We start from the raw sequence: 25,872 nt of genomic DNA, 5'->3' as shown, positions 1-25,872 counted from the left end.
GACTACCTCTTGATATCCATGGCACTGCGCAACCCGTCAGACAGCAGGTTAAAACACAGAGAGGTGATAAAGATCATCAGACCCGGCAGTACCGAAATCCAGGGCTGGATATAAATGGATTGCCGCAGGGTATTCAGCATGAGCCCCCACTCCGGTACCGGTGGACGGACACCCAGTCCGAGAAAGCTCAGACCTGCCGCCAGGATCATGCAGACCGAGACCAGACTGGTGGCATAGATAAACACTGGCCCCAGCACATTACCCAATACATGCACCCGGATAATCGTGAAGTTACCGGCACCGGATGCACGCGCTGCTTCAACAAAGTCCAGGTTACGTACAGAGGTGGTAACGCTTTCTGCCACACGGGCAATCGGCGGAATAAACACCAGGGTGAGCGAAATAATGGCGTTGACGAAACCTGCACCCAGCGCGCCAGAGATCGCAATCGCCAGCAGTACCGCCGGAAATGCAAAAAACACATCGGTGGTGCGCATGATCAACGAATTGATCCAGCCACCAAAGAAGCCGGCAATCAACCCCAGTGACGTGCCCACCAGAAACGCGATAAATACCGGCATCAGCCCCATCAGCAGGCTCATCTGGCCACCATGCATCAGGCGTGAAAGCATGTCACGTCCCAGCTCATCAGTCCCCAGCCAATGGCCTTCAGTGCCAATTGGGGATAAACGTTTCAGCATGGTGCCCTGACTCGGATCATAGGGTGCCAGCCAGGGCGCGAAGACGGCGATCAACACCATCAACAGCAATACCAGCGCACAGCCAACCGATACCGGATCACGGACCAGGCGTGTCCAGACAGTTGTCCAGTAGCCTCTGGAAACAGCGGCGGTTTCAGCCGCCAGGGCAAAGTTTTCCTTTGCGCCCGGAGATGTCATGGAAGTCATCCGCTTATCCTCGCTTGATGCGTGGATCCATCAGTGTCTGGAGTACATCCACCAATAGATTCAGGCCAACAAAAAACATCGCCAGCACCAGAATAATGCCCTGCAACAAGGGAATATCACGCTGGAAAATAGCGGTGTTCAACAAGTAACCGGTACCGGGCCAGGAAAACACGGTTTCCACCAGAATGGAGCCACCCAACAGGTAACCAAACTGCAACCCCATCACGGACAGCACAGTCGGCGCGGCGTTCTTGGCGACATGCAGGGCAATACGGCGACCGCGCAAGCCACGGGCGTAGAGTGCAGTCACAAATTCGGAATTGAGAATTTCAGACACGGTGGCACGGACAGTACGGGTGACAATACCCATGGGGATAAAGCACATGGTAACAGCAGGCAATACCAGGTGACGCAGGTGGGCCCAGTCAAGACGCCAATCTGACGATCCACCCGGACCAGCCCCCATGGAAGGCAGCCAGTCGAGCTGTACCGAGAAAATGATCACCAACAGCAGACCCAGCCAGTAGTGTGGAATCGACACACCGGTAATCGCCAGTGCTGTTGCCAGCTTGTCGATCCAGGTGCCGTTGTAGATGGCAGCCAGACCTCCCAGCAGAATACCACCGAAAAATCCCAGTAATGCAGCAGCAAAGGCCAGTAACAGCGTATTACTCAGCGCCAGGGCAATATCACCCATAACCGGACGCCCAGTCGCCACTGAAACCCCCAGGTCTCCCTGCAACGCACGCTGAATCCAGCTGCCAAACTGCACAATCAGGGGTCGATCCATGCCATAGGCCTGTTGAATCGCAATCACAACCTCCGCAGGAGCATCTGCCGGAATAATCGCCGTGAGCGGATCACCTGGTGCCAGATGCACCAGAGAGAAGCAAACCGCTGCAACCGCCAGCGCGATAGGGATGGCGTAGAGAAAACGCCGGATGATGAATACAAACATAGTTGTTACCTGCAGTTATCGAGGCGGTCAGCCAAACAGCCACTGACCGCCTTCATTCAAGCGGGATCAATCCGCCATGTAGACAGGTGTCAGATCCTGGAACCAGCTTTTAGCCTGCACAAAACCTGCCACCTTCGGTCCCATGGCACGGGGGCCTGTATCGTGGCCAACAAACAGGAAGGGTGCATCCTCCACCAGTGTTTCATGCAACTGACGGTAAATACGCAGATTCTCTTCCGGATCGAAGGCGGTCTGCAGCTCAGTGATCAAGCCATCGACTTCAACATTGCTGTAATGCCCCCAGTTCAGCGAGACAGGTGCGACATTTTTAGAGTCGATGAAACGGATCATCGCTGCAAACGGATCATGCGTGGCAAAGGTGATATTAGTGGCATGTGCCCCCAGTGAAGCCGGATCAGCAGCACCCTGACGCCAGTTATTGAACAGGGTTTCCCAAACCAGTACTTCAAACTCAATCTCGATACCCACCTCTTTGAGTTGCTGCTGAATCAATTCATTCATCTGCAGGGGTTGCATCTGGCCAGAGCCGGAAGCCGAGATCAGTACCTTGGCCTTCAGCGGATTACCGGGCCCATAGCCAGCTTCGGCAAGCAGGGCTCTGGCAGCATCCGGGTCATAGCCAATGGTGAATGCAGGCTCACCAAAGGCGCTGTCATCCGGCAACAACAGACCCTGTGCTGGCACCATATAGCCACCCAGAAGTTGCTGAATGGATTCACGATCTACTGCCAGGTTGGCTGCCTGACGTACGCGCTGATCCAGCCAGGGTGAGCCGTCCAGGAAACTGAACTGCCAAGGCCAGATATGCGGGTAACCGTTGCTGGTGATCTGATAGCCACGGCTTTGCAGCATCGGCAGGGTGTCCGCAGGCGGGTTTTCAATCCAGTCAACCTGTCGGGACAAGAGTGCATTGGCTCGGGTATTGGCTTCCGGAATCGGAATCAGCACCAAACGATCCGCCTTGGCTCGACGGGATTCATCCCAGTATTCAGCAAACGGCACCAGTTCAGCACGCTCTCGCGGCACCAGCACATCCAGCTTGAATGGACCGGTACCGGACGGGTTCTTCTCGAACGCTTCCCAGTCACCATTCAAGGCTTCCCAGTGTGCGGGACTGGACATGAACATAAAGGGCAGCTGATTGATAAACATGGCATTCGGCGTTTTGGTGGTAATCTCTACCGTATAGTCATCCAGTTTGCGAATGCTTTCATAGGCAGGTAATCGTGCAACCACCTGTGCCGCCTGGCGCGCATCGTACTGGGGTGACTGGTCGTTGAATACCTTGTCAAAGTTAAACACCACCGCATCGGCATTAAACTCGGAGCCATCGTGGAATTTCACTCCTTCACGCAACTGAAAGATCCACTTGCGCGGATCGCTTTCATCAACATGCCAGGATGACGCCAGCTGTGGTACCAGCGGTGCGACTCGATCCTCGACAGACAGATCCCAGCTGACCAATGCATCATAGAGTGTCATACCGGTAAAACGCACACCCTCAAAACCTGAGTTGGGCGCTCCGGAGGTGAGTGGAATATCTGAAGCTGTCATGCCGATTCGTACCGTGCCACCCTGTGCCATCGCCGTAATCGGGATCAGTGCTGCCAGCGTTGCAACAGCAAGCGATTTTAGTGGGAAAGACGATTTTCTGGAGTTGTGTGCAAAAGTTGAACTGAATTTCATAACGACGCTCCTGTGTGTGAGTTACAGAATCTTTTGCATACTACGTGCCAAAAACCGTAATCAATTTTGTATTTTCATCTGTACACAATAAAAACATTGATTTACTCATGCTGTATACAAAACAGAATACAAAAAAATACATTAAAACCCAGGCAAAAATCTCAAAACATTGCACCACTTCAGACTCCAATCTGGCTGAAACGCACAAAAACCGTGCATAAACTCGCTGATTGAAGCACTATCAGACTAGCTATCCCCAAGAGATTTTTAACCCAGACACTAGGAACTTTTATTTTTTTTGTATATCTTAAATTTAATTAATGTATACAAAAGGCAGAAACAATGCTGATCAATCTCATCAACCCAAACACATCCAGTTCCATGACACACTGCATTGGTAATGCCGCTCAGGCAGTCGCAGCACCGGACACACAACTACGTTGTGTACACCCGGAAACAGGTGTTGCCTCAATTGAAGGTTATCTGGATGAACTGGTCGCGGCGACCGGTGTGGTTGAACAGGTCTGTCAGGGAGAAGCAGCAGGATGCCAGGCCCACATCATTGCCTGTTTCGGTGATCCTGGCCTGGACGCTGCACGTGAAGTCGCACAGGCCCCGGTCATCGGTATCGCGGAAGCGGCCATGCATACTGCCACTCTGCTGGGCCACCGATTCAGCGTTGTCACCAGCCTCTGTCGCACAGTGGCAATGACCGAACACTTGTTGGTCAAATATGGCATGGAACACCAGTGCAGCAGCGTACGCGCGGTTGATATCGCTGTTCTTGATCTGCACAACCCGGAATCCGATGCCTATCGCCGTATTCTGGAAGCCTGCCATAAAGCAGTGCAGCAAGATAAGGCCGACGCTATTGTGCTAGGCTGTGCCGGGATGGCAGATCTACAGAAAAACCTGACTCATGCACTGGGCATTCCAGTTATTGATGGCGTCGCCAGCGCTCTGGGCCTGGCCGAAATGCTGATACGCTGCGGACTTTCAACCGGGAAACAGGGAAGCTATGCGCCGCCACTCACCAAAGTCTACAGCGGCTGGGCCCGTTCACTCAGGCGATGAACCCTGACCCTGACTGGCACCCCACTGCTGAAGAAACTCACAAAAAAACTGCAATCGCCCAGTCAGGTATTTTTGTTTGTGCCAGACCAGGTGCAACTGCCGCGGAAAGCGCTGAGTGATGTTCAAGGCACGAATACGCCCCATCGATAACTTGTCCTGAGCGGCCAGATTGGAAATAAAGCTGATCCCCAGTCCGCGCTCCACCGCCAGTAACACCGACTCCAGACTGCTCAGTTCCAGTACCGAGTCAATCTGTTGCAGCTCTGGTCGCACACGTCGCTCGAATTGCTGACGACTGCCCGATGCCGCTTCTCTCAAGACCCAGGCCTGATGATTCAGATCATCCAGACTCAGCGACTGGCGCTGGGCCAACGGATGGTCAACCGCGGCAATCATGATCATGGTATCCTGAATCCAGGGGGTCGTGACCAGTTCCTGATAGGTGTGTTGCCCTTCAATCAGTGCCATATCCAGCTCAAAATTCATCAGCATCTGACACAAGTTTTGTGTATTGGTCACGGTAACCTGGGTGGACTGATGCTGATTGACACCCTGCTCAGCCAATAGGTGCGGCAGCAGGTAATTACCGATAGTCTGACTGGCACCAATATGCAGCGCACCCAAATTATCCGCCCGCTGACCAAACAGATGCTCAATATCACCCACCCGCTCAATTAACTCATCGGCCATCGGCAAGAGACGCCTGCCCTGTTGATTTAGCTGCAACCGGGGGTGTACACGATCAAACAGCGGGGTATCCAGATGGCTTTCAAGCTGCTGCAGTGACTGGGACACTGCGCCCTTGGTCAGGTACAACGCTGCCGCCGCGGCCGTTAAGTTGCCATGGCGGGCAACCGCCGCAAACACCCGAATCTGCTGTAATGTAATTCGCACGCTGTAAACCCTGCTGGCAGCAATACGTTAAGTGGCGCTATCGCTGCTGATGAGAAGGTGTTTATAAAAACTAAACAATATGTAAAAAACATTTAGATTTTATAATCACACCATTGTTTTTACCATAGTCTGACTGTTAACCGGCAATCTGGAGTCAGGCTATGCGAAACAGACTGCGCCAGGGTTTGGCCGCCGTACCGACACCTCTGGCAGGACTCGCCCTGGGCATCGCCAGCCTGGGGTATAGCTGGCACTTTGTTGTTCCGGACAAGGCTCTGATACCTGCAGCGGCAGCCATACTGGCCACGGCGTTACTACTGCTTCTGAGCGGAAAGTTTGCGCTGTACCCCAAACGACTGCTGCAGGAATTGCAGCACCCTGTGGTCGGCAGTGTGACACCAACCTTTGCCATGACCCTGATGGTGATCACCCTGTCGCTGCAGACGGCTCTGCCCCGATTTGCCATGACACTCTGGCTGCTGGCCATAGCGATACATCTGACCTTTCTGGTGATTTTTATATACCACCGATGCCAATCCTTCTCACTGACGGATATGGTTCCCAGCTGGTTTGTACCACCTGTCGGTATCATCGTTGCCGCCATCTGTTATCCAACAGCCGCGTTTCAGCCACTGGCACACGCCATTTTCTGGTTCGGACTTGTGTGCTATGCGGCGCTGTTGCCCTGGATGCTCTATCGCTTGCTAGGCTGCAGTGAACTGCCAGACAACGCCAAGCCAACTCTGGCGATCCTCGCCGCACCTGCCAGTGTCTGTCTAGCCGGATACCTGACGGTGACAGACACTCCCGCTCCGGGATTCGTCGCACTGCTGACAGCCCTGTCACTGCTGAAAACGGCCACCATTTATCGCCTGGGACGACGCCTGTTACGCTTGCCATTCAGCCCGGGCTATGCTGCGTTTACCTTCCCGCTGGTCATAGGTGCCACTGCCATGTTCAAGCTACAGGCCCAGTGTATCGCGTGGGGACTGGATTCAACCGTCATACAGCTGTCCGGAATTCTGGCCAGTACTCAGTTGACAATTGCCACGTTCGTGGTCGGATACGTCATTGTTCGCTATGTGTACTTCTACGCGATCACTTCGCGACGTTTACTGGCACAGGCCACTTAACAAACATCACTGCATTGCCAAGCAAGATCATGACCAGACCAGTCAGTGCAGAAAAGCTCCAGACATAGCCTTCGTACACAGTCGAAATACTCAGTGCAACCAATGGAAACAGCAATGTCGCATAAGCGGCAGGACCTGCACCTATGCGTCCAACCAGCGCAAAGTAAGCCCCAAACCCTATAACAGAACCAAACACGGCCAGATAGAATAATGCGCCCAAATAGCTCATCCGGGTATCCAGCACGAAGGGAGTTCCACTGACCAATACAATACACAGCAGGGTCAAGGCCCCATAACTCATGGCATAAGCATTGGTGGACAAAAGATCCAGGCCCTTACGCTGATGACGCAAACTGATCATATTACCGAGAGAGAAACCGTAGGTGCCGAGGAAGGCGCACGCCATCCCAAACAGCACCTCAGGATTAAACCCGTCACTAATCAAATCTGGCCAGAACAATAACAGCATGCCCGACAAACCTATCCCGTTTGCAAGATAGATACGTGGTGTAATCGCGATTCGAAAAAACAGTGCACTATTGATTGCGTTAAACAGTACTGCCATCGAAAACACCACTGAGATCAATCCCGAGGTGACGTAGTGGGTCGCGGTATAAAACAACAAAAAGTTAAAACAAAAGACACACATTCCCTGAAGCACGCAAAAAAGATGGTCCTTACCAGCTATCCGCCGAAGCCTGCCCAGCAGGGCAAGGCACGCCAGCAGTATCGCACCAGCCAGTGCGAAGCGATAAAAAACCGACAAGGTCACAGGCACTTCACCCAACTGAAAAGCTATGGCTATCCAGGTGGTTCCCCAAATCAGTACCGTGGTGATGTACAGTAATGCATTCATTCGTCTTCCCCGAACTGCCAGTTATCTGTTGCAGCTCAGCATTTTGCCCGGAGAAACGCTTAACCGCTTGCAGTTTCTCAGCAGGTACTTGCACATTCTTGCGCATTTTTACGGCAGCTCCATTTTGCTGACTTGGCAAGACGTACGCGGCTGATTACTATCCAAAGATGACGATCAGGAGGAAATATGTCAGCCCATTACCAAGTCATTGAGCAAATGCTCAGGCACAAGCCCGTTCTCAAGGCCGATGCCAAGCTCAGTAATGACCTGGGATTGGCACACTGGCACAACAATCATGATCTGATCGAGCTGGAGTGTCCCAGCCATCATACGTTAAGCCTGTATGTTGCCGATGGCCTGGAGTGCTACAGACGTACACCCGGCGGCTGGCGGAATGGTGGAGCACCGGGACGTTTCTGCCTGATGCCCAAGGGACTCGAAAGCGCCTGGGATGTACGGGGACCGCTGGAATTTGTTCACCTGTACTTCACCGACCAGCACCTGCTCAATTTGGCAGAGCAAATATGGGACAAAGTACCCTCCACCCTGCAGCTGAATGAACACTACTTTGCTGAAGATACCAGTATTACAGCACTCTACCAGCAGTTTCTACTGACACTTGACTGGCAGGAATCCAGCCATCAGCTGGCGCTCAGCAGTGCCAGCAACCTTTTGTTGATACACCTGCTCAGAACCTATACACAATGCCAATGGCAGTTGCCACGCGTCACCGGCGGACTGTCACCCAGCCAACTGCGGCGTGTTCAGGAGCATATCGAAGCCTGTCTGGATCAACCTCTACTGTTGCGCGACCTGGCCGAGCAGGCATGCCTGAGCGAATACCATTTTTCCAGAATGTTCAGCCAGAGTCTGGGGATTTCGCCACATCAATACGTTTTGCAGCGGCGCTTACTCAATGCAGAAAGGTTACTGCAACAGACAGACAAGTCTTTGACTGACATTGCCCAACAATGCGGATTCAGCTCATCCAGTCATTTTTCAAACCGCTTTCGTCAGTTCCGCGGGTTTCCACCATCACACCTGCGTCAAGCTCAGATAAAACATCGCCCACAGGATAACTGACTAAACACCCCGATAATGGATCACATCCTCAAACACCAGCAGATCCGGACCGGGATTTCGGTAACCGTGTGGCTGATTGGCATCAAAACGGACGGTATCACCTGTTTCATACCGGTGCCACTGACCATCCAGCTGTAACTCCAGTACACCCTGAATAACCAGCAAATGCTCAGTAACGCCAGGTTCATGTGCATCAGACATGGATTGCGCACCCGGTGCCAAGGTTAACTCGACCCATTCAAAACCAACCGCAGGATCAAACGGAAAGCGTACCACCAGCTCAAGATCCTGGGTCGTTGACAGGTGCTGCAAGCGCTCCCCTTTCTCCAGCAACCCCGGATTAAAGGACAATCCACTGACCAGCCAGGTAAACGACACCCGAAATCCAGTAGCAATTTTCCACAGGGTAGCGAGTGTTGGACTCGACTCGCCACGCTCAATCTGCCCCAGCATGGCCTTACTCACCTGAGTGGCCTCAGCCGCCTGATCCAGACTCCAGCCACGCCCTTGACGCAGCTCTCGAAGTCGATTTCCCAGTTGTTGCGTGACTGTCACCATTCGCTATCACCCAGCTGTTTATTGACGCTATACAGTATAACCAGTGAGTGCTATGCTTGCCATTTGTGCGTTTTAACGCACGTTGTCACATCGCATTTGATACCTGTACCTTCACGCTGGAGCGGCTTGATGCACCTGATCAAAGATTTTTCCCTGTCATCCATCACCGCTGGATTTGTGGCTGTTCTGGTCGGTTTCACCAGCTCCGCCGTAATTATCTTCCAGGCAGCCGCAGCAGCAGGTGCCTCTCAGGCAGAGGTGACATCCTGGTTTTTTGCGCTCGGTATTGGCATGGGTCTGTCAACGCTGGGACTGACGCTGTGCTATCGGGCCCCCATTCTGACTGCCTGGTCGACCCCCGGTGCCGCTCTGCTGGTCACCAGCCTGCCGGGTTTCAGTATGGCTGAAGCCATTGGTGCTTTCATGTTCAGTGCATTACTGATGATCATCTTTGGCATCACCGGGCTGTTTGAGCGGATAATGAAATACCTGCCTCAGGAGCTGGCGACAGCAATGCTGGCAGGCGTCCTGTTGCAGTTCGGCCTGGCAGCCTTCAGCTCAGCCGAAGAACAGCTGCTACTGGTTCTGGGCATGTTTGTGCTGTACCTGCTGGCTAAGCGCTGGCTACCCCGCTATGCCATTTTGCTGGTACTGGCAGGCGGCACACTGATCGCTGCACTCAGCGGCCTGCTGCAACTGGAGAATGTGCGCTGGCAGTTGGCCACTCCTGTGTTCACGCTGCCCAGTTTTTCACTGACCGCATTGATCGGCATCGGCATTCCGCTGTTTATTGTCACCATGGCGTCTCAAAATATGCCCGGCATTGCTGTCATCCGGGCATCCGGCTACTCAACCCCGCTGTCACCTCTGATCAGCTGGACCGGTGTCACGACATTAGTTCTGGCCCCACTGGGCGCATTTGCGCTCAACCTGGCCGCGATCACAGCCGCTATTTGTATGAGCGAAGAAGCCCATCCGGATAAGCAACGACGTTACACGGCCGCCATTGCAGCGAGTATCTTTTATATCATCAGCGGTTTGCTTGCCGCCACGGTCGCCACACTGCTCTTTGCTTTCCCTCAGGCGCTGGTACTGACGCTGGCAGGTCTGGCGCTGCTATCCACTATCGGCAACAGCCTATCCGTTGCTGTTGGCAATGCGGATACCCGTGAAGCAGCACTCATTACCTTTCTGGCAACGGCATCCGGGATGACCCTGTTCGGTATTGGCAGTGCCTTTTGGGGATTATTGGCGGGCATGCTGGCCTGGCACTGGATGCGCAAGCCAGCAAATGCGTAAGCCGGTCAGGATGCTGGGTGCTCTGTGATCCAGTGGCGTGCAATATCTTCTCGACGGGTAATCCACACCCCTTCGTGCTGCTGCACATAGTCGAGAAAACGTTGCAGCGCGCGAAAGCGCCCAGGTCTGCCGACCAGGCGACAATGCAACCCAACAGACATCATTTTCGGAGCCTCTGCCCCTTCTGCATAAAGCACATCAAAGCTGTCGCGCAGATAGTTGAAGAAATCTTCACCTTCAGCAAACCCGGTGGGTGAAGAGAAACGCATGTCGTTGCAGTCCAGCGTGTACGGAATCACCAGATGTGACTTGCGCTCACCTGCCGCTGTTTCCACCTGTGTCCAGAACGGCAGGTCGTCTCCGTAATAGTCAGAGTCATAGAGAAAACCACCCTGCTCCACCACCAGGCGACGGGTATTGGGGGAGTCGCGGCCGGTATACCAGCCCAGCGGTGACTGCCCGGTCAAGGATTCAAAAATCTGGATCGCTTCCTGAAGGTGAGCACGTTCTTTGGCTTCAGGCATCTCCTGATAGTGAATCCAGCGCAATCCATGACAACAGATATCATATCCCAGCCGCTGAAATTCTGCCGTGACCTCGGGATGACGCGCCATTGCCATGGCCACCCCAAAAATGGTCATCGGTAATCCGCGACGTTCGAACTCGCGCAAAATACGCCAGACACCGGCACGCGATCCATATTCGTAGATCGACTCCATGCTCAGATGGCGATCCGAATAGGGTGAAGCTCCCGCAATTTCAGACAGGAACGTCTCGGCATGCGCATCGCCATGCAGCACCGACATTTCGGCGCCTTCTTCATAATTGAGCACGAAGTTTAATGCCAGACGTGCCTGATTGGGCCAGCGTGGGTGTGGTGGCTGTGCACCATAGCCTATCAGGTCACGGGGGTAAGGCTGAGTATTTCGCATAGCGTCTCCTGCTTACGGCCAATCGATCCAATGGATCTGATCAGCGTCAAAGGCATATTCATCACAATTGGCAAGTTGACCCGCACGGTCTACCACCAGCAGCTCATCTTCATCACAGGTCACAATCAGCGGGTGATGCCACACCCCTGGCGCATAATTGACCCCCTGCTGACCATTGCTGATGAACAAGCGCATCTGTTGCGGGTCAGGCCGATCACCGGCCGGAGCCACCACGATCAAAAACGGTTTTCCCCGCAAAGGGATAAACGCCTGAGAGCCGTGCGGATGACGCTCCAGCATCGCAATCGACAGTGGAAACTGATCTGCCTTGGGTTTGCGAAAAATACTGATAATCGCCTGCCCATCGTCAGGACCGGTATCGACCTGGGCCATCCGGTGATAGCGCTCAGTCGTGCCTGAATTAATCAGGAAATGACTGTGCTGGGAGCGATCAATGACCTGGCCAAAGGGCGCAAACTGCTCAGCAGTTAAAGGGGTTGCCTTGAGTTGTCTGGACATGATCAACGCCTCACGATATGCCCCAGCAGGCGTAAGCGGCTGACACCACCATCCGGGAAAATGTTCAAACGTACATGGGTAATGGGGCCCAAATCCTGCAGCTCTGCGGCGAAGTGATGCTCCTGATGCATCTGCAACTTCTGTGAAGGCAGTAACTCTTTCCAGTACAGGCTCTGGGTTTCAATCTGGCTTTCAGTGCCTCCCTGAACATAGGCAGCCTGAATTGAGCAACTGTCAGGATAGTTTCCTTTGAAATGCAGCGTATCCACAACAATTTTTTCCACCACGCCTGGATGCCCCAGCGACAGTATCACCCAGTCATACCCGGGGGTCCGGCGGCGTGCAGTTTCCCAGCCATCACCCATATTGATACCACGCCCCGGATTAATCAGATTACTGATACTGCCATAGTGCTCATCGGAACACGCCAGTGCGCGGCCACCATTCAGAACAGATGCCAGATCCAGCTGCTCGGTATCACTCACAGCAGACCAGTCCCGGTAAGGCACACCATAAACACGCAGCCGGGCAACACCACCATCGGGGTAGATATTAAAGCGCAAATGCGTCCAGGGCTGATCACTGTGCAAGGTTGCATGCAGATGATGACTGTTACCCTGCAGATCAACCGAGGGTAGTATTTGTGTCCAGCGCGTGCGTTCATCCGGATCGCCGCTGTCGCAGAAGCAGGCCTCCAGCGATGCCGAGGGGGGATAGTTGCCGGTAAAGTACGCAGTATCTATGTCGACACCCTGAACATATCCCGGCACACCCAGTCGAATCACCGTATAGTCATAGCCCTCAAAACGTTTGCGACGACTTTCCCAGCCATCCATCCATTTGCCGTTATCGTCAAACACCCCTTCTTTCCATACCGGAGGTTCAGGTTGCAGCATTCGGTTCACCTCGGCAAACCAGTCATCGGTGACAAAAATGGCACGCGTTCCCAAACGGGCATCGGCCAGGTTAATACTGCGCTTATAGGGGTTATCGGCGGCTTGCATCATCATCTCTCATTATGGGTTACAAAACATTAAGGTTCAGATCCAGTTCTCCGGTCTGCTCATACAGCTGATTGATCTGCTCAATCCGCGCACGTCCGTGATCCAACTGGTAGTGTAGTAACAGATTACTGATCAGGCTGACCAGGCTCATCGGCAACGCATAACTGTCAAAGGCCGAGACACTGTTCAAGGGCAATTCAAGCATCCAGGTCGGTTTGAGTGTTACCAGGCCACTATCCTGTTCACAGAGCAGCAACACCGGGATATTGCGATCCAGCAAGGTCTTCAGCAGCGTTTTGAAACCTGCCGGTCGTCGATGGAATGCCATGAGGACCACCAGATCACGGTCAGTCAGGTCCGCCAGCTCTTCGGCCAGGGTTTGCCCGGGCTGCGGTAGCAGTTGTACGGCAGGACGTATCTGCATCAGTTGCTGCCGCAAATGCAGCGCCACCGGATAGCTGTTACGAAAACCGATCACGGCCACCCGCTGCGCATCAGCAAGGCGCTCGGTCACCTGGGCGAGCAAGGGTGTTTGTGCCAGCTGCATCACACGCTGTAGATGTTGCGACTCACTGGCAAAGTGCCGTTCAATCAGGCTGCCACCAGCCTGCAGACCGGGTCCGGGCATGGGGACACCGGATTGCCGGAGACGCCGCAACTCTTCACGCGCTTCCTTGAAACTGCTGTAACCCAGACGCCGGAACAGCCGGCTGATCGTCGCCTTGGAGGTATCACACTGACGGCTCAGCTCTACTGAATTGTAGGTCGCCAGATCATCCAGGTGATCGATAATAAACCCGGCAACCCGGCGCTCGCTGGGCGAGAGGTGTTCATAATGCTGACGTATGACCTCGGTGATCCGACGCATGGCGTTTCCTTATAACACGGCGCTGATAAAGCTTTGTAGTTCCGGTGTGGACGGTTGGGCAAACACAGCCTTAGCAGGCCCACTTTCCCAGACTTTTCCCTGATGCATGAACACTACGCGGTCCCCGACATCCCGGGCAAAATTCATTTCATGCGTCACCAGAATCAAGGTCATGCCATCTGCGGCCAGCTGCTCCAGAACACGTAGCACTTCGCCGACCAGTTCAGGATCAAGCGCTGATGTAATTTCATCACAGAGCAACACTTTGGGCGACATTGCCAGCGCCCGCGCAATAGCTACACGCTGCTGCTGACCACCTGACAGACAATCTGGATACTCATCTATTTTTTCGGCTAATCCGACTTTTGTCAGCTTATCCAGCGCCAACTCACGCGCCTCTTTGGAGGACAGTTTCAATACCAGCTTGGGTGCCAGCATAATGTTTTCGCCCACCGTCAGGTGAGGGAACAGATTAAAGCTCTGAAACACCATGCCAACGCTCCGGGCCAGCAGGCGCACCTGTTTTTCATCACTGCTGACTTCCTTGTTATCCACAATAATTGCGCCTTCCTGATAGGCCTCCAGACCATTCATACACCGCAACAGTGTACTTTTACCGGAGCCACTGCGTCCGATGATCGACACGACTTCTCCGGCATTAATTTTCAGGTCAACACCTTTCAGCACATGCAGATCACCATAATACTTATGGACCTGGTCAATATTAACGAGCGCCATTGAATTTTTTCTCCAAACGTTGGCTGGCCAGGGACAGCGGATAGCAGAGGGCAAAATAGATCAACGCTACCATGGCAAATATTTTAAACGGTTCGAAAGTGGCATTGTTAAGCATGGTGCCAGCCTTGGTCAGCTCGACAAATCCAATAATGGATGCCAGCGCCGTACCCTTGATCACCTGTACAGAAAAGCCGACTGTCGGTGCCAGGGCTACCCGTATGGCTTGCGGCAGAATCACCCGACCCAGGGTTTGCTGAAAACTCAGCCCCAAACAACGTGACGCTTCCCACTGCCCTTTCGGCAGGGTATCGATACAGCCACGCCAGATTTCCGTCAGAAACGCACTGGTAAAAAAGGTCAGTGCAAATGCAGCAGCACTCCAGGCTGATATATCAAGCCCAAGTAATGACAGACCGAAAAAGACCAGAAACAGCTGCATCAATAACGGTGTACCTTGAAATACCTCGACATAACCGCGTACCAGCCACTGTAACGGCCGTCGCCCACTCAAACGCATCGCAGTCAGCAACAACCCCACCAATGCCCCTCCGATAAAGGCGGTCAAAGACAGTGCAATCGTCCAGCGCGTGGCAAGCAACAAGTTGCGCAGCAGGTCCCAGTTAGTGAACTCAATCATGAGGCCTTCCTCCGATGACGAAATACTCGCCGTCCGATCCACTCAAACACCTGGCGCATCAGGATAGCAAACAGCAGATAGATCGCTGCTACCACCAGATAGGCCTCAAAGCTTCTGAAGTTACGTGACTGAATCAGATTCGCCGCATAGGTCAAATCCATCACAGATATTTGCGAAACCACAGCAGACCCCAACATCACGATAATGCACTGACTGGTCAGTGCCGGATAAATCTTTTCAAAAGCAGGGATGAGCACCACCCGAAAAAATACCTGGCGTGGGTTCAGTCCCAGCACCCGAGCGGCCTCCACCTGAGCTTTAGGTGTAGCAGCCAGACCGGCACGGATAATTTCCGTACTGTAGGCGCCCAGGTTAATCAGCATGGCTAACAATCCTGCTTCCCAGGCGGTCAGCTTGATGCCGATAGCCGGAAGTCCAAAAAAGATAAAAAACAACTGCACAATAAAAGGTGTGTTGCGAATCAGCTCCACGTAGCCACCAATCACACCCCGTAACGCTTTGCCACCGTAGTGACGACCTGCTGCGCAGGCCGTACCTATTGCCACACCGCCAAGTGTGGCATACAAGGTCAGTACCACGGTGACCCACAACCCCTGCAACAACAGGTGGCTATAAGGCAACAGGTCACTGAAATTCAACATCCGGGTGACCTCAGCTACCAAAACCTTCAGGTAAAGGCGCACGCAGCCAGGTTTCTGAAATACGGTTCAGCGTACCGTCTTCCAGTGCCTGAGCGATAATCTCATTCACTCGCGCCTGCAGCTCGGCCTCACCTTTTTTCAAACCGATGTAGCAAGGAGAGTCGCGCAGCATGAACTTGGTCACCGGAGCCTGATTCGGACGACGCTCGGCGATTTCAGTAGCAACCAGATTCCCGGTTGCAATCAGCTGGACCTGTCCAGACAGATAAGCCGACAGCGTGGTGTTGTTATCCTCGAACCGCTGCAGCATTGCATCTGCTGGCAGAACCTTTTCCAGCTCCATATCTTCGACAGCACCACGTGTTACACCCACCGTGTGGCCACTCAGATCTTCAGGGGAAGATACTTCTATGTCCGAATTGCCAAACACGCCCAGAAAGAATGGCGCATAGGCATTACTGAAGTCGATGGCACGCTCACGCTCCTCATTCTTGCCCAGACTGGAGATCACCAGATCGGCACGCCCCGTCTGTAGATAAGGAATACGGTTGGCACTGGTCACGGTAATCAACTCAACAGACACACCCAACTGTTCACCGATATAATTAGCCATATCGATATCATAACCACGTGGCTGCAGATCCGTACCCACTGAGCCAAATGGAGGAAAGTCCTGTGGTACTGCCACACGAATCACACCACGATCCTCTATTTCGCTCAGCAGATTCGCTTGAGCACTCAATGACAGGGTGACCCCTACCGCCGCGATGCTGGCCAGCAATCCACGTTTTAAGGTGTTAAAGGTTGTTTTCATCTATCTATCCTCAGTCAGGTTGGTCGTTATTGCAACTTTTGATTCACACGTGATCTTTTCTGCAACAAAAGTGCCAAAAAACCAACCGGAAAGATAAATAACAAAAACATCTTTAAGATCAATGAAGTGAAAAAATAAATTTGGACTATTCGGTAATCTGAGCCCGAATTCTGGATACAAGCAGTAGATTTATGCACCAAAAGACGGCATGGTGCGCCTAAATAACAGCATACAAACCCTGCGCTCAGGAGAGTAGAATGGTACCGACTTATCAAAGGACTTCAGCATGACACGTTATACTCACACTCTGCGCTCCTGCCAGTCATTCTTACTGGGCACAAGTTTGTTACTACCACTTGCTTTGCTCCCGGCCTGCGCCTCGACACCCTCTGCGCAGGCAACCCTTGCGGCAACCGACACCCACCAGGAAGCACCTCTGGTGGCGGAACAAAGCCGCCAGCAGCAAGTTCAGCAACAATCAAAACATACGGACTTTAATACCTGGCTGATGGACTTCCGTCGCGACGCTGCAGCTCAAGGCATCAGCCCACGAGCGCTCTCGGCACTGGACACGGTGCGCTATCTGGAACGTGTGATCGAGCTCGACCGTTTCCAACCGGAATTTGTGCGTCCTATCTGGGAGTACCTGGATAGCGCCGTATCGCAAGCGCGCATCAACAACGGCCAGGCCAAGCTGGCCGAACATCGCCAGACAGCGATGATGATGGAGCAGCGTTATGGCGTACCTGCTGAAATCATCGTCGCTATCTGGGGAATTGAAAGCAATTATGGCAGCAACTTTGGCAGTTTTTCGGCACTGAGCGCCTTTGCCACACTCGCCTATGATGGTCGGCGTGCTGCCTTTGCCCGTGGCGAGCTACTGGCCGCGTTACGGATTATTGATAGTGGTGAAATTGCAGCAGAAGAAATGATTGGCTCCTGGGCAGGCGCCATGGGACACACCCAGTTTATTCCTTCAAGTTTTGAAACCTTTGCCAAAGATGGCGATGGTGATGGCCGCCGCGATATCTGGGGCAGCATTCCCGACGTCATGGCATCAACTGCCAATTACCTGGCCAGATCAGGGTGGCAGACAGGGGAGCCCTGGGGCGTAGAGGTCCAGTTGCCACCCGGTTTTGACTATAGCCAGACCGAGCGCCGCAGCAGTGCTGAATGGGCCGCTCAAGGGGTACAGGCTTTGAACGGCACTCTGCCGGATTTCTCCAGCGCGACAGTGATCGTTCCAGCGGGTGCTCAAGGGCCTGCATTTATGGTCGGACCCAATTTCCACGCTATTCTGCGCTACAACAACGCCACCAGTTACGCACTGGCGGTAGCCACCTTGAGTGATGCAATTGCCGGACGCCCAGGCATTCAGCAACCCTGGCCTCGTGATCAGTTGCCACTGACCCGCGCCCAGGTACGTGAACTTCAGCAGGCACTCAATGCGCTGGGTTATAACGTCGGTGAGGCAGATGGTATTCTGGGACCAAATACACGCAGAGGCTTGAGTGCCTACCAGAGAGACCAGGGGTTAGTACCTGACGGTTTTGCCACCCAGACTGTGCTGGAGCGGATCAGGGGGCGTTAAGACAAGCCCCGTCATGAATCAGTTCACCGCGCAGCTGGCTGTTGGCCATCTCCAGGAATGGCTCAAGTGCCTGTATCTCACCAGAGACCTGTGCGGTAACTCTTTCAGCGTACTGAACATCCAGGTTCAGACCATACTGATCAGCTAAATGCCTGACCAGCGATTCATGTTCATACTGAAAATGGATAACCACCGTTGATTGAGGACGCACCTCAATCAACTCGGCGGTATTTAATGGATCGCTGATCGCCTGAGAGTACGCCCTGACCAGTCCACCGGCACCCAGCTTTATACCCCCAAAATAACGCACCACGCTGGCCAGGACATTATCCAGACCTTTGTGCTGCAATACATTCAGCATAGGGCGCGCTGCGGTCCCGGACGGCTCACCATCATCGGATTGACGTACCTGGCCCCTTACCAGCATGACATAACAGACATGCCGGGCCTCCGGGTGCTGCTGCCACAGTGCTGCAATGCGGGCAAGCCCCTCGGCATGACTGTGGATCGTTTCTACCCGCCCAATAAAGCGGGATTTTTTAATCTCGAAATCCGACTCGACCGGATACTGCAGCGTTTTCATCCTTACAACATCCGCAACACGGGTTCATCCAGTGCGGACAACTGTTCACGCAATTGAAGAATATGCTCCCCCCAGTAGCGCTCGGTATTGAACCAGGGAAAGCTCAGCGGGAAGGCCGGGTCTTGCCAACGCCGTGCCAACCAGGCGCTGTAATGCAACATGCGCAACGTCCGCAGCGGCTCGACTAAATGCAGCTCACGGGGATCAAAATCAGCAAACTCCTGATAACCCGCCAGCACCTCGGCCAGCTGCAACTCCCTTTGTGAGCGCTCACTTTCACTGAGCAACATCCACAGGTCCTGTACGGCGGGAGCCATACGCGAATCATCAAAATCGACAAAATGTGCGACATCATCACGCCACAACAGATTCCCGCCATGACAATCACCATGTACACGGATGTAACGCAAGTCATCAAACAGAGAGAAAGCGGCTTCAACTTTCAGCATCAGATCACGGGTCAGGGAGAGATAGGCTTCACGCAATGACGCAGGTATAAAATCACGCGCGATCAGTTCGATACTGTTGTAACCAAACGACGCCAGATCCAGCACAGGGCGCTCGACAAAGGGATGCGCCGCCCCCACCAGATGCATGCGCCCCAGGGTATAGCCCAACTGATACAGATGGTCGGGGTTATCCAGGTCAGGCGCACGCCCACCACGCCGTGGGAACAAGGCCAACCGGAAATCCTGATAATGCAGCAGGCTCTCCCCCTCCGTATTACGCAGGGGGGTCACGACTGACAGCTCCTGGGCTTCCAGTTCATAGCAGAACTGGTGCTCTTCCAGAATCTGGGCATCAGACCAGCGACCAGGTCGATAAAACTTGGCGATCAGAGGCACACTGTCCTCAATGCCAACCTGATAGACTCGGTTTTCATAGCTATTCAGCGCCAGGATGCGACCATCCGACAGAAAGCCCTGGGCCTCAATGGCGTCCAGAATAAAATCCGGCGTCAGGGCTTCAAATGGATGAGGGGTAGAGGTCACTGGTCACTCCGTGCAGTCATAGGCAGGTTAAATACTCAGATCCCTGAGTCTAACTGACCTGCTGCTTGACTGCATCTATCCATTCCGGATCAAAGCGGTTCTGTTGCGGGTCCAGCCCCTGCGCCTCAATTTTCAGCAACAGCGCCTGAATCGGTTTCTGAAGTTCACTGATCCCCGTATCATTGCCTTCCAGCTTGTGCATCTGCGACAGCGCCAGATGGTAGAAGCGCAGCAATTGGATCGCCGTTATATTGTCCTGCGCCACGCCCGCTTCAATATGATGCATATTATTGGTAATACTCATCAAACTACGCTTGAGTTTCCAGCCATAGACAGATGCATTCATCAGTGGATGATGCCAGAGCAGCTGTTTGAAGATAATTGTGGTCAACACAAAACCGGCAAAGACTCCGGCCACATTCCAGACAAAATTATTGCCTTCAGGATGGCCAAACCAGGACACGCTCAAGGTTGACAACCCCATCGCCAGCACGACAAAAATCACAATCAGAACCAGCGTACTTTTACGCGTTTGCTGCCGATAGGTATCTGGATCGCGGGCTTCCAGTTCAAAAATATCAGCCATGACTTACTCGGGCTTTTTCGGGCGCTCGGCCAGAGGGGTGGAAAATATATGCTCCATATCCCATGGAAAACGTATCCAGGTATCCTGACTCACTTCCGTGATAAAGGTATCTACCAGCGGCTTGCCCGCAGGTTTGGCGTAGATGGTCGCGAAGTGTGCTTTCGGCAGCATCTCACGCACATGACGGGCTGTTTTGCCGGTATCGACCAGATCATCAATCAGGATCATCCCTTCACCGTCACCGGCAACACCTTTCAGAACAGACAGTTCACCCTGTGCAGCGGCGGTTCCGGAAGCATCACTCTTCTGGTAGCTGATAACGCAAATGGTATCGATCAGACGGATATCCATCTCTCGCGCCAGAATGGCAGCCGGAACCAGCCCACCCCGGGTGATCGCAATTATACCCTTCCACTCGCCCTTATCCAGCAGACGCCAGGCCAGAGCACGTGCATTGCGATGCAACTCTTCCCAACCCACCGGGAAGTCCATGCGATAGTGATGTTCAGTCATCATTTTTCTCCAGAAAAAGCGAATAATCACCTTGATAAGGCGTTGAGGGTTGCTATTTTATCGGATACTCACCACGCATAAAGCCTTAAGTTGACTGTTTGATCAATTTTTCGGTCGCCTGAAACAAAAAACCCTGGAACAACACCAGGGTTTTTATCAGTAAGTGCTGGCTTATTTTGGAATATCCGAGGTGATACCTTCAACATAGAAGTCGATGGTCAGCAGATCACTGTCAGGTGCCACTTCGCCTTCAGCCAGCCAGGGCGTACCGTCCTGCTTGTTGATAGGTCCGGTGAACGGATGATATTCACCTGCCGCAATCGCCTCAATCATGGCTTCTGCTTCTGCACGCACATCCGCAGGAATGCGCTCACTCATCGGCGCAAAGCCAACCATGCCATCGACAATACCGTGCCAGACATTCCCGGCTTCCCAGGTACCTTCTTTCACCGCACGTACACGGTCGATGTAGTAAGGTGCCCAGACATCCAGAATACCGGTCAGGTGAGATTCAGGCGCGAAAGCAGACATATCAGATGCCTGTCCAAACGCCATAATGCCAGCGTCCTGAGCAACGGTCAGAGGTGCTGTTGAGTCAGTGTGCTGCATGATGATATCCGCACCCTGCTCGATCAGTGCTTCCGCCGCCGCAGCTTCCTGCGCAGGGTTGTACCAGCTGTATACCCAGACCACATTGAACTCAACATCCGGATTCACCGCTTTGGCATGCAGATAGGCTGAGTTGATACCCATGATCACTTCTGGGATCGGGAAGGAAGCAATGTAGCCTACTTTGTTGGTTTCAGTCATTTTACCAGCAATGTGACCGATCACTGCACGACCTTCATAGAAGCGTGCATTGTAAAGACCGACATTGCTGGATTCCTGAATGTAACCGGTCGCATGTTCGAAGGCGACATTCGGGAAGCGCGCCGCCACCGTATTCACATCCGGACCGTAGCCAAATGAGGTGGCAAAAATGATATCGGTTCCGGACAGCGCCATTTGTGTCATGACACGTTCGGCATCGGCACCATAGCCCACACTCTCGACATAGCTGGTCTGAACGCCATCACCGAATTCAGCTTCAACCGCCCGGCGAGCCAAATCATGGGTGTAGGTCCAGCCATGGTCACCCACCGGGCCGATATAGACGAATCCGACCTTGGTTGTGTCAGCCAGCACAGGCGCAGCAAGTGCAGCGCAAAGTGCACCGACAGTTAGCAGTTTTTTCATGAGTCTAGGTCTCCCTATATGACAGCGTAATGCCTCAATTCGAGGCGTGAAAAGGCCGGTTCAGCGATCCGGGAGCATTCAGTGCTCCTCGCGCCTTGCCCGACGAAATAAACACCAGTACAGCAATCGTAATCAGATAGGGGGACATGGACAGATACTCAACCGGTATTTTCACACCGGCGGCCTGCAGATTCAGCTGCAACACCACAATCCCGCCAAACAGATAAGCACCTGCCATGGCACGCCAGGGTCTCCAGCTGGCAAACACCACCAGCGCTAGAGCGATCCAGCCGATACCCACCGTCATGCCTTCAGTCCACTGCGGAACACGAATCAACGACAGGTAAGCGCCACCCAATCCAGCACAGGCACCACCAAACATAATGGCCAGTACGCGGACACGTTTCACATGATAGCCCAGTGCATGCGCCGCATCATGGTTCTCACCCACTGCACGCAGGATCATGCCAGCCCGGGCATACTTCAGAAACCACCAGACAGCGGCCACCAGTGCCAGTGTCAGATAGACCATAATGTCATGCGAAAACAGTGCCCGCCCGAAAAATGGGATCTCTGACAAGGGACCCAGATCCAGTTTCGGCGTACGCGGCGGAGTGATCCCGACATACTTCTGCCCCAGCAGAGCAGACAGCCCCAGACCAAACAGTGTCAACGCCAGACCAGAGGCTACCTGATTGGTCATCAGCGCCTGCGTCAGCAAAGCAAACAACAGCGAAAGTGCGATCCCACCCAGAGCTGCGCCTATAAATCCCATCAACGGACTGCCGGTATTGACCGCGACGATAAACCCCACACAGGCACCCATAATCATCATGCCTTCTACACCCAGGTTCAGCACACCGGCCTTTTCCACCACCAGTTCACCAATCGCAGCGAGCAGTATGGGGGTTGCGGCAACCATCAGCGCCGCCAGCAACACAGCAATATTGATCGAGCCAATCATCATGTGCGAACACCCCTTGTCAATCGCAGTCGGTAATGGGTCTGGAAGTCCAGCGCCAACAAAAAGAACAGCAGCATTCCCTGGAAGACCTGAATAGCAGAGCTGGGCAGCTGCAACATCATTTGACTGAGTTCACCACCGATATAGGTCAACCCAAGCAACAATCCGGCCAATACGATCCCGACAGGATTCAAACGGCCCAGGAAGGCTACGATAATTGCCGTAAAACCATAGCCTGAAGCGAACTCTATACGTACCTGTCCACCTGGACCCGAGACTTCAAACATTCCCGCCAGGCCCGCCAGGGCACCGGAAATACCCAGACAGATCACCACCAGCCGGGTAGGTGAAATGCCACCGAACCGGGCGGCACGCGGTGCCTGTCCAGCCAGTTGAACATGGTAACCGAGCATATGCCGCTTCATCATCGCGTAGGCAAAGATCACCGCAATAAGGGCCGCCACGACCCCCCAGTGAATACCGGTTCCGGCAAACAGCTCGGCATTGTGTGCGGCTTCATAGCGACGCAAGTCACGCGAGCCGGGAAATCCGGGTATATCAGGGTTACGCATCAGTCCCAGCGCCATGGCCGCAAGGATTTTCTCGGCCACATACACCAGCAGCAGCGATACCAGAATTTCATTGGTATTGAAGCGGGTCTTCAGGATTGCCGGGATCATCGCCCAGAGGAAACCACCAAAGGCACCTGCCAGCACCATCAGCGGGAAAATGTACCAGCCCGGCTGCGGGAAGAATGCCAGCGCCACCCCTGCACCAAACAGGGCGCCGATAATGTATTGCCCTTCTGCACCAATATTCCAGATGTTGGCTTTGAAGCCGATTGCCAGCCCCACCGCGATCAGGATCAGCGGTGCAGACTTGATCAGCAGTTGAGGTCGCGAGTAACTGCCAAAGGTTTCAGAGAAAATCGGATCGAAGAAGATCAACCGTATGGCAACCAACGGGTCTTTGCCCAGCATCGCAAACATGATGCCACCCGCCAGCATGGTGAGGGCGACTGCCAGAAATGGATTGGCAATACGCCAAAACTTGGAAGGCTCTTTACGTTTTTCAAGCCGGATCATGCAGCACCCTCATGAGCCGGATGCATATCATGTGCACCGCCCATCATCAAACCGATTTCATCTACGCTCAGCCCTTTGGCAGACCGAACCGGCGTCAAACGCCCTTCATTCAATGCAGCAAAACTGTCAGCCACTTCCAGTAACTCATCCAGGTCCTGACTAATGACCAATACCGCCGCCCCCTTGTTCGCCAGATCCAGCAATGCCTGACGGATAAACGCGGCAGCAGCTGCATCGACCCCCCAGGTAGGCTGATTGACGATGATGACATCCGGGTTCAGCTCAATTTCGCGACCGATGACAAACTTCTGCAAGTTGCCTCCTGATAATGCCCGCGCCAGCACATGCGGTCCCGGAGTGCGCACATCAAAACGGGCAATAATATCACGCGCGAACTCACCGGTTGCTCGCCAGTCGATAAAACCGAAACGGGTCAACCCCTTACGTTCAGCACCCGATAGCAGTGCATTTTCTGTCAGGCTCATATCCGGTGCAGCCGCATGTCCCAGGCGTTCTTCCGGAGCAGCTACCAATCCCAGGGTACGGCGCGCATTCGGCCCCAGATGACCGATGGACTGCCCTTTCAGCTGCACCTGTGCAGAGGGCGCCAACAACTCCCCCGAGAGCATCAATAACAGTTCATCCTGGCCATTCCCGGCCACACCAGCGATACCCAGCACTTCTCCGGCACGCAGTGAGAAGGAGATGTCTTTCAGTGAAGTGCCAAATGGATTATTGGATGCCAATGACAGATTCTCCACCTGCAACACCACATCGCCCATGGGACGCTCTTCACGCTCGGGTGGCGTCAGTACCTGTCCGACCATCAACTCCGCCAGTTCTCGTGCCGTTTTTTCCCGTGGATCACAGGTCGCCACTTTGCGCCCACCGCGCAGAATCGTGGCCTCATCACAGAGTGCACGTATCTCATCCAGTTTATGCGAGATATACAGAATGGCGGTGCCTTCAGCAGAAAGTTGCCGCAGAGTCTTGAACAGTACTTCGACTTCCTGAGGTGTCAGCACCGAGGTCGGCTCATCCATGATCAGGAGTTTCGGGTCCTGCAGCAAACAACGGACGATCTCGACCCGCTGGCGTTCACCTGCCGACAGATCACCCACCAGGCGAGAGGGGTCCAGTGGCAGGCCATACTCTTCAGAGACTTCACGAATACGTCGCGCCAGATCGCGCATCGCCGGAGGATTTTCCATCCCCAGCGCAACATTCTCAGCAACATCCAGCGCATCGAAGAGGCTGAAATGCTGAAACACCATCGCCACACCCTTGAGTCGGGCTTCGGATGGCTGGCCCGGTGCATAGGACTGCCCACGCAATGTCATCTGCCCTTTATCGGGCTTGACCAAGCCATAGATCATCTTCACCAGTGTGGATTTGCCAGCACCGTTCTCACCTAAAAGTGCATGTACCTGGCCCTCACCGATCTCAAATGACACATCATCATTAGCCAGCACACCCGGATAGGCTTTAGTCAGCCCCTCCAGACACAACAACGGCTTACGCATACCCTACCCCTTGCTTAAAACACCTGCCTGCAGAAACCCTGAAATATAAACACCTTTTGCAGGCAAACTCCATTTTTTTAAAAGTTGGCAAGCTTCCTGCAATTTCCTGGCCAAGCAGTCAGGTTTTATTTGATCTATAGTTGAGTAAAATCCTC

27 protein-coding genes are annotated in these 25,872 nt (G+C 53.6%); 5 read left to right on the top strand and 22 right to left on the bottom strand.

What is annotated here, in order from left to right; all coding sequences use genetic code 11:
- Nucleotides 1-2 precede the first annotated feature (2 nt).
- The 3 genes from ADINL_RS03905 to ADINL_RS03895 all read right to left on the bottom strand — a co-directional run bounded on the left by ADINL_RS03905 (nucleotide 3) and on the right by ADINL_RS03895 (nucleotide 3,573).
- Nucleotides 3-908, bottom strand: a complete 906-nt coding sequence (locus tag ADINL_RS03905) for an ABC transporter permease (RefSeq protein ID WP_036544178.1) — start codon at nucleotides 906-908, stop codon at nucleotides 3-5.
- Nucleotides 909-912: 4 nt separating this feature from the next.
- Nucleotides 913-1,866: an ABC transporter permease gene (locus tag ADINL_RS03900; protein WP_036544176.1), complete on the bottom strand. Its 954-nt coding sequence runs from the start codon at nucleotides 1,864-1,866 to the stop codon at nucleotides 913-915.
- A 66-nt stretch (nucleotides 1,867-1,932) separates the two neighbouring features.
- Nucleotides 1,933-3,573, bottom strand: coding sequence for an ABC transporter substrate-binding protein (locus ADINL_RS03895; RefSeq protein WP_051632543.1), 1,641 nt, complete (start codon nucleotides 3,571-3,573; stop codon nucleotides 1,933-1,935).
- A 342-nt stretch (nucleotides 3,574-3,915) separates the two neighbouring features.
- Here ADINL_RS03895 and ADINL_RS03890 point away from each other — a divergent pair, with 342 nt between their 5' ends.
- Complete coding sequence (locus ADINL_RS03890; protein ID WP_036544174.1) at nucleotides 3,916-4,647, top strand: aspartate/glutamate racemase family protein; 732 nt, start codon at nucleotides 3,916-3,918, stop codon at nucleotides 4,645-4,647.
- On the opposite strand, the gene ADINL_RS03885 is transcribed toward ADINL_RS03890, so the two are convergent.
- Nucleotides 4,633-5,541, bottom strand: a complete 909-nt coding sequence (locus tag ADINL_RS03885) for a LysR substrate-binding domain-containing protein (RefSeq protein ID WP_036544170.1) — start codon at nucleotides 5,539-5,541, stop codon at nucleotides 4,633-4,635. The two genes, ADINL_RS03890 and ADINL_RS03885, sit on opposite strands and share 15 nt — an antisense overlap.
- A gap of 161 nt (nucleotides 5,542-5,702) precedes the next feature.
- Between ADINL_RS03885 and ADINL_RS03880 the strand changes: the two genes are divergently transcribed.
- A complete protein-coding gene (locus ADINL_RS03880; protein ID WP_036544167.1) occupies nucleotides 5,703-6,674 on the top strand; it encodes a TDT family transporter in 972 nt (323 codons plus the stop codon).
- Here ADINL_RS03880 and ADINL_RS03875 read toward each other — a convergent pair.
- Nucleotides 6,640-7,530, bottom strand: coding sequence for a DMT family transporter (locus tag ADINL_RS03875; protein ID WP_036544165.1), 891 nt, complete (start codon nucleotides 7,528-7,530; stop codon nucleotides 6,640-6,642). The genes ADINL_RS03880 and ADINL_RS03875 overlap by 35 nt on opposite strands.
- Nucleotides 7,531-7,716: 186 nt before the next feature.
- Here ADINL_RS03875 and ADINL_RS03870 point away from each other — a divergent pair, with 186 nt between their 5' ends.
- Nucleotides 7,717-8,613, top strand: a complete 897-nt coding sequence (locus ADINL_RS03870) for a helix-turn-helix domain-containing protein (RefSeq protein ID WP_036544163.1) — start codon at nucleotides 7,717-7,719, stop codon at nucleotides 8,611-8,613.
- On the opposite strand, the gene ADINL_RS03865 is transcribed toward ADINL_RS03870, so the two are convergent.
- Entirely contained in the window at nucleotides 8,614-9,171 is a 558-nt protein-coding gene (locus tag ADINL_RS03865) for a helix-turn-helix domain-containing protein (protein ID WP_036544161.1), read from the bottom strand.
- A gap of 129 nt (nucleotides 9,172-9,300) precedes the next feature.
- On the opposite strand from ADINL_RS03865, the gene ADINL_RS03860 reads away from it, so the two are divergent.
- Complete coding sequence (locus ADINL_RS03860) at nucleotides 9,301-10,470, top strand: benzoate/H(+) symporter BenE family transporter (protein WP_036544159.1); 1,170 nt, start codon at nucleotides 9,301-9,303, stop codon at nucleotides 10,468-10,470.
- A gap of 5 nt (nucleotides 10,471-10,475) precedes the next feature.
- On the opposite strand, the gene puuE is transcribed toward ADINL_RS03860, so the two are convergent.
- Genes puuE through ADINL_RS03820 form a run of 8 tightly spaced genes read right to left on the bottom strand, consistent with a single transcriptional unit; the run spans nucleotide 10,476 to nucleotide 16,644 of the window.
- Nucleotides 10,476-11,402 (bottom strand): allantoinase PuuE, encoded by a 927-nt coding sequence (gene puuE / locus ADINL_RS03855; protein WP_036544157.1) that lies wholly within the window; start codon nucleotides 11,400-11,402, stop codon nucleotides 10,476-10,478.
- A gap of 12 nt (nucleotides 11,403-11,414) precedes the next feature.
- Nucleotides 11,415-11,921, bottom strand: coding sequence for an ureidoglycolate lyase (locus ADINL_RS03850; RefSeq protein WP_036544155.1), 507 nt, complete (start codon nucleotides 11,919-11,921; stop codon nucleotides 11,415-11,417).
- A gap of 2 nt (nucleotides 11,922-11,923) precedes the next feature.
- Nucleotides 11,924-12,925, bottom strand: a complete 1,002-nt coding sequence (alc, locus tag ADINL_RS03845; RefSeq protein ID WP_036545377.1) for an allantoicase — start codon at nucleotides 12,923-12,925, stop codon at nucleotides 11,924-11,926.
- Nucleotides 12,926-12,944: 19 nt separating this feature from the next.
- Nucleotides 12,945-13,793, bottom strand: a complete 849-nt coding sequence (locus ADINL_RS03840) for a MurR/RpiR family transcriptional regulator (protein ID WP_036544152.1) — start codon at nucleotides 13,791-13,793, stop codon at nucleotides 12,945-12,947.
- Nucleotides 13,794-13,802: 9 nt separating this feature from the next.
- A complete protein-coding gene (locus ADINL_RS03835; protein ID WP_036544150.1) occupies nucleotides 13,803-14,531 on the bottom strand; it encodes an amino acid ABC transporter ATP-binding protein in 729 nt (242 codons plus the stop codon).
- Nucleotides 14,518-15,168, bottom strand: a complete 651-nt coding sequence (locus ADINL_RS03830) for an amino acid ABC transporter permease (protein WP_036544148.1) — start codon at nucleotides 15,166-15,168, stop codon at nucleotides 14,518-14,520. Before ADINL_RS03830 ends, ADINL_RS03835 begins: the two co-directional genes overlap by 14 nt.
- Nucleotides 15,165-15,830, bottom strand: coding sequence for an amino acid ABC transporter permease (locus tag ADINL_RS03825; RefSeq protein ID WP_036544147.1), 666 nt, complete (start codon nucleotides 15,828-15,830; stop codon nucleotides 15,165-15,167). The genes ADINL_RS03830 and ADINL_RS03825 overlap by 4 nt, the downstream gene beginning before the upstream one ends.
- Nucleotides 15,831-15,840: 10 nt before the next feature.
- The gene (locus tag ADINL_RS03820) at nucleotides 15,841-16,644 is read right to left on the bottom strand and encodes a transporter substrate-binding domain-containing protein (protein ID WP_051632542.1); all 804 of its coding nucleotides are present in this window, start codon (nucleotides 16,642-16,644) and stop codon (nucleotides 15,841-15,843) included.
- A 286-nt stretch (nucleotides 16,645-16,930) separates the two neighbouring features.
- Between ADINL_RS03820 and ADINL_RS03815 the strand changes: the two genes are divergently transcribed.
- Nucleotides 16,931-18,235, top strand: coding sequence for a lytic murein transglycosylase (locus ADINL_RS03815; protein WP_051632541.1), 1,305 nt, complete (start codon nucleotides 16,931-16,933; stop codon nucleotides 18,233-18,235).
- On the opposite strand, the gene ADINL_RS16430 is transcribed toward ADINL_RS03815, so the two are convergent.
- The 8 genes from ADINL_RS16430 to ADINL_RS03775 all read right to left on the bottom strand — a co-directional run bounded on the left by ADINL_RS16430 (nucleotide 18,222) and on the right by ADINL_RS03775 (nucleotide 25,717).
- Nucleotides 18,222-18,818, bottom strand: coding sequence for an IMPACT family protein (locus tag ADINL_RS16430; protein WP_051632540.1), 597 nt, complete (start codon nucleotides 18,816-18,818; stop codon nucleotides 18,222-18,224). The genes ADINL_RS03815 and ADINL_RS16430 overlap by 14 nt on opposite strands.
- Nucleotides 18,819-18,820: 2 nt before the next feature.
- Nucleotides 18,821-19,810: a serine/threonine protein kinase gene (locus ADINL_RS03805; RefSeq protein WP_036544145.1), complete on the bottom strand. Its 990-nt coding sequence runs from the start codon at nucleotides 19,808-19,810 to the stop codon at nucleotides 18,821-18,823.
- 49 nt (nucleotides 19,811-19,859) lie between these two features.
- Nucleotides 19,860-20,396 carry a DUF3087 family protein gene (locus ADINL_RS03800; protein ID WP_204368189.1) on the bottom strand — a complete coding sequence of 179 codons (537 nt, stop codon included), beginning with the start codon at nucleotides 20,394-20,396 and terminating at the stop codon, nucleotides 19,860-19,862.
- A gap of 3 nt (nucleotides 20,397-20,399) precedes the next feature.
- Nucleotides 20,400-20,909 carry a xanthine phosphoribosyltransferase gene (gene gpt, locus ADINL_RS03795; protein ID WP_036544144.1) on the bottom strand — a complete coding sequence of 170 codons (510 nt, stop codon included), beginning with the start codon at nucleotides 20,907-20,909 and terminating at the stop codon, nucleotides 20,400-20,402.
- 171 nt (nucleotides 20,910-21,080) lie between these two features.
- Nucleotides 21,081-22,145 (bottom strand): BMP family ABC transporter substrate-binding protein, encoded by a 1,065-nt coding sequence (locus ADINL_RS03790; protein WP_036544142.1) that lies wholly within the window; start codon nucleotides 22,143-22,145, stop codon nucleotides 21,081-21,083.
- Nucleotides 22,146-22,179: 34 nt separating this feature from the next.
- Nucleotides 22,180-23,112 (bottom strand): ABC transporter permease, encoded by a 933-nt coding sequence (locus ADINL_RS03785; protein ID WP_036544140.1) that lies wholly within the window; start codon nucleotides 23,110-23,112, stop codon nucleotides 22,180-22,182.
- A complete protein-coding gene (locus ADINL_RS03780) occupies nucleotides 23,109-24,194 on the bottom strand; it encodes an ABC transporter permease (protein WP_036544138.1) in 1,086 nt (361 codons plus the stop codon). Before ADINL_RS03780 ends, ADINL_RS03785 begins: the two co-directional genes overlap by 4 nt.
- A complete protein-coding gene (locus ADINL_RS03775) occupies nucleotides 24,191-25,717 on the bottom strand; it encodes an ABC transporter ATP-binding protein (RefSeq protein ID WP_036544136.1) in 1,527 nt (508 codons plus the stop codon). The genes ADINL_RS03780 and ADINL_RS03775 overlap by 4 nt, the downstream gene beginning before the upstream one ends.
- Between the last annotated feature and the right edge of the window lie 155 nt (nucleotides 25,718-25,872).

Source organism: Nitrincola lacisaponensis (genome assembly GCF_000691225.1).
GTDB lineage: Bacteria > Pseudomonadota > Gammaproteobacteria > Pseudomonadales > Balneatricaceae > Nitrincola > Nitrincola lacisaponensis.
Note: the sequence above shows the minus strand (reverse complement) of the source record. Positions and strands in the feature narration are given on the sequence as shown.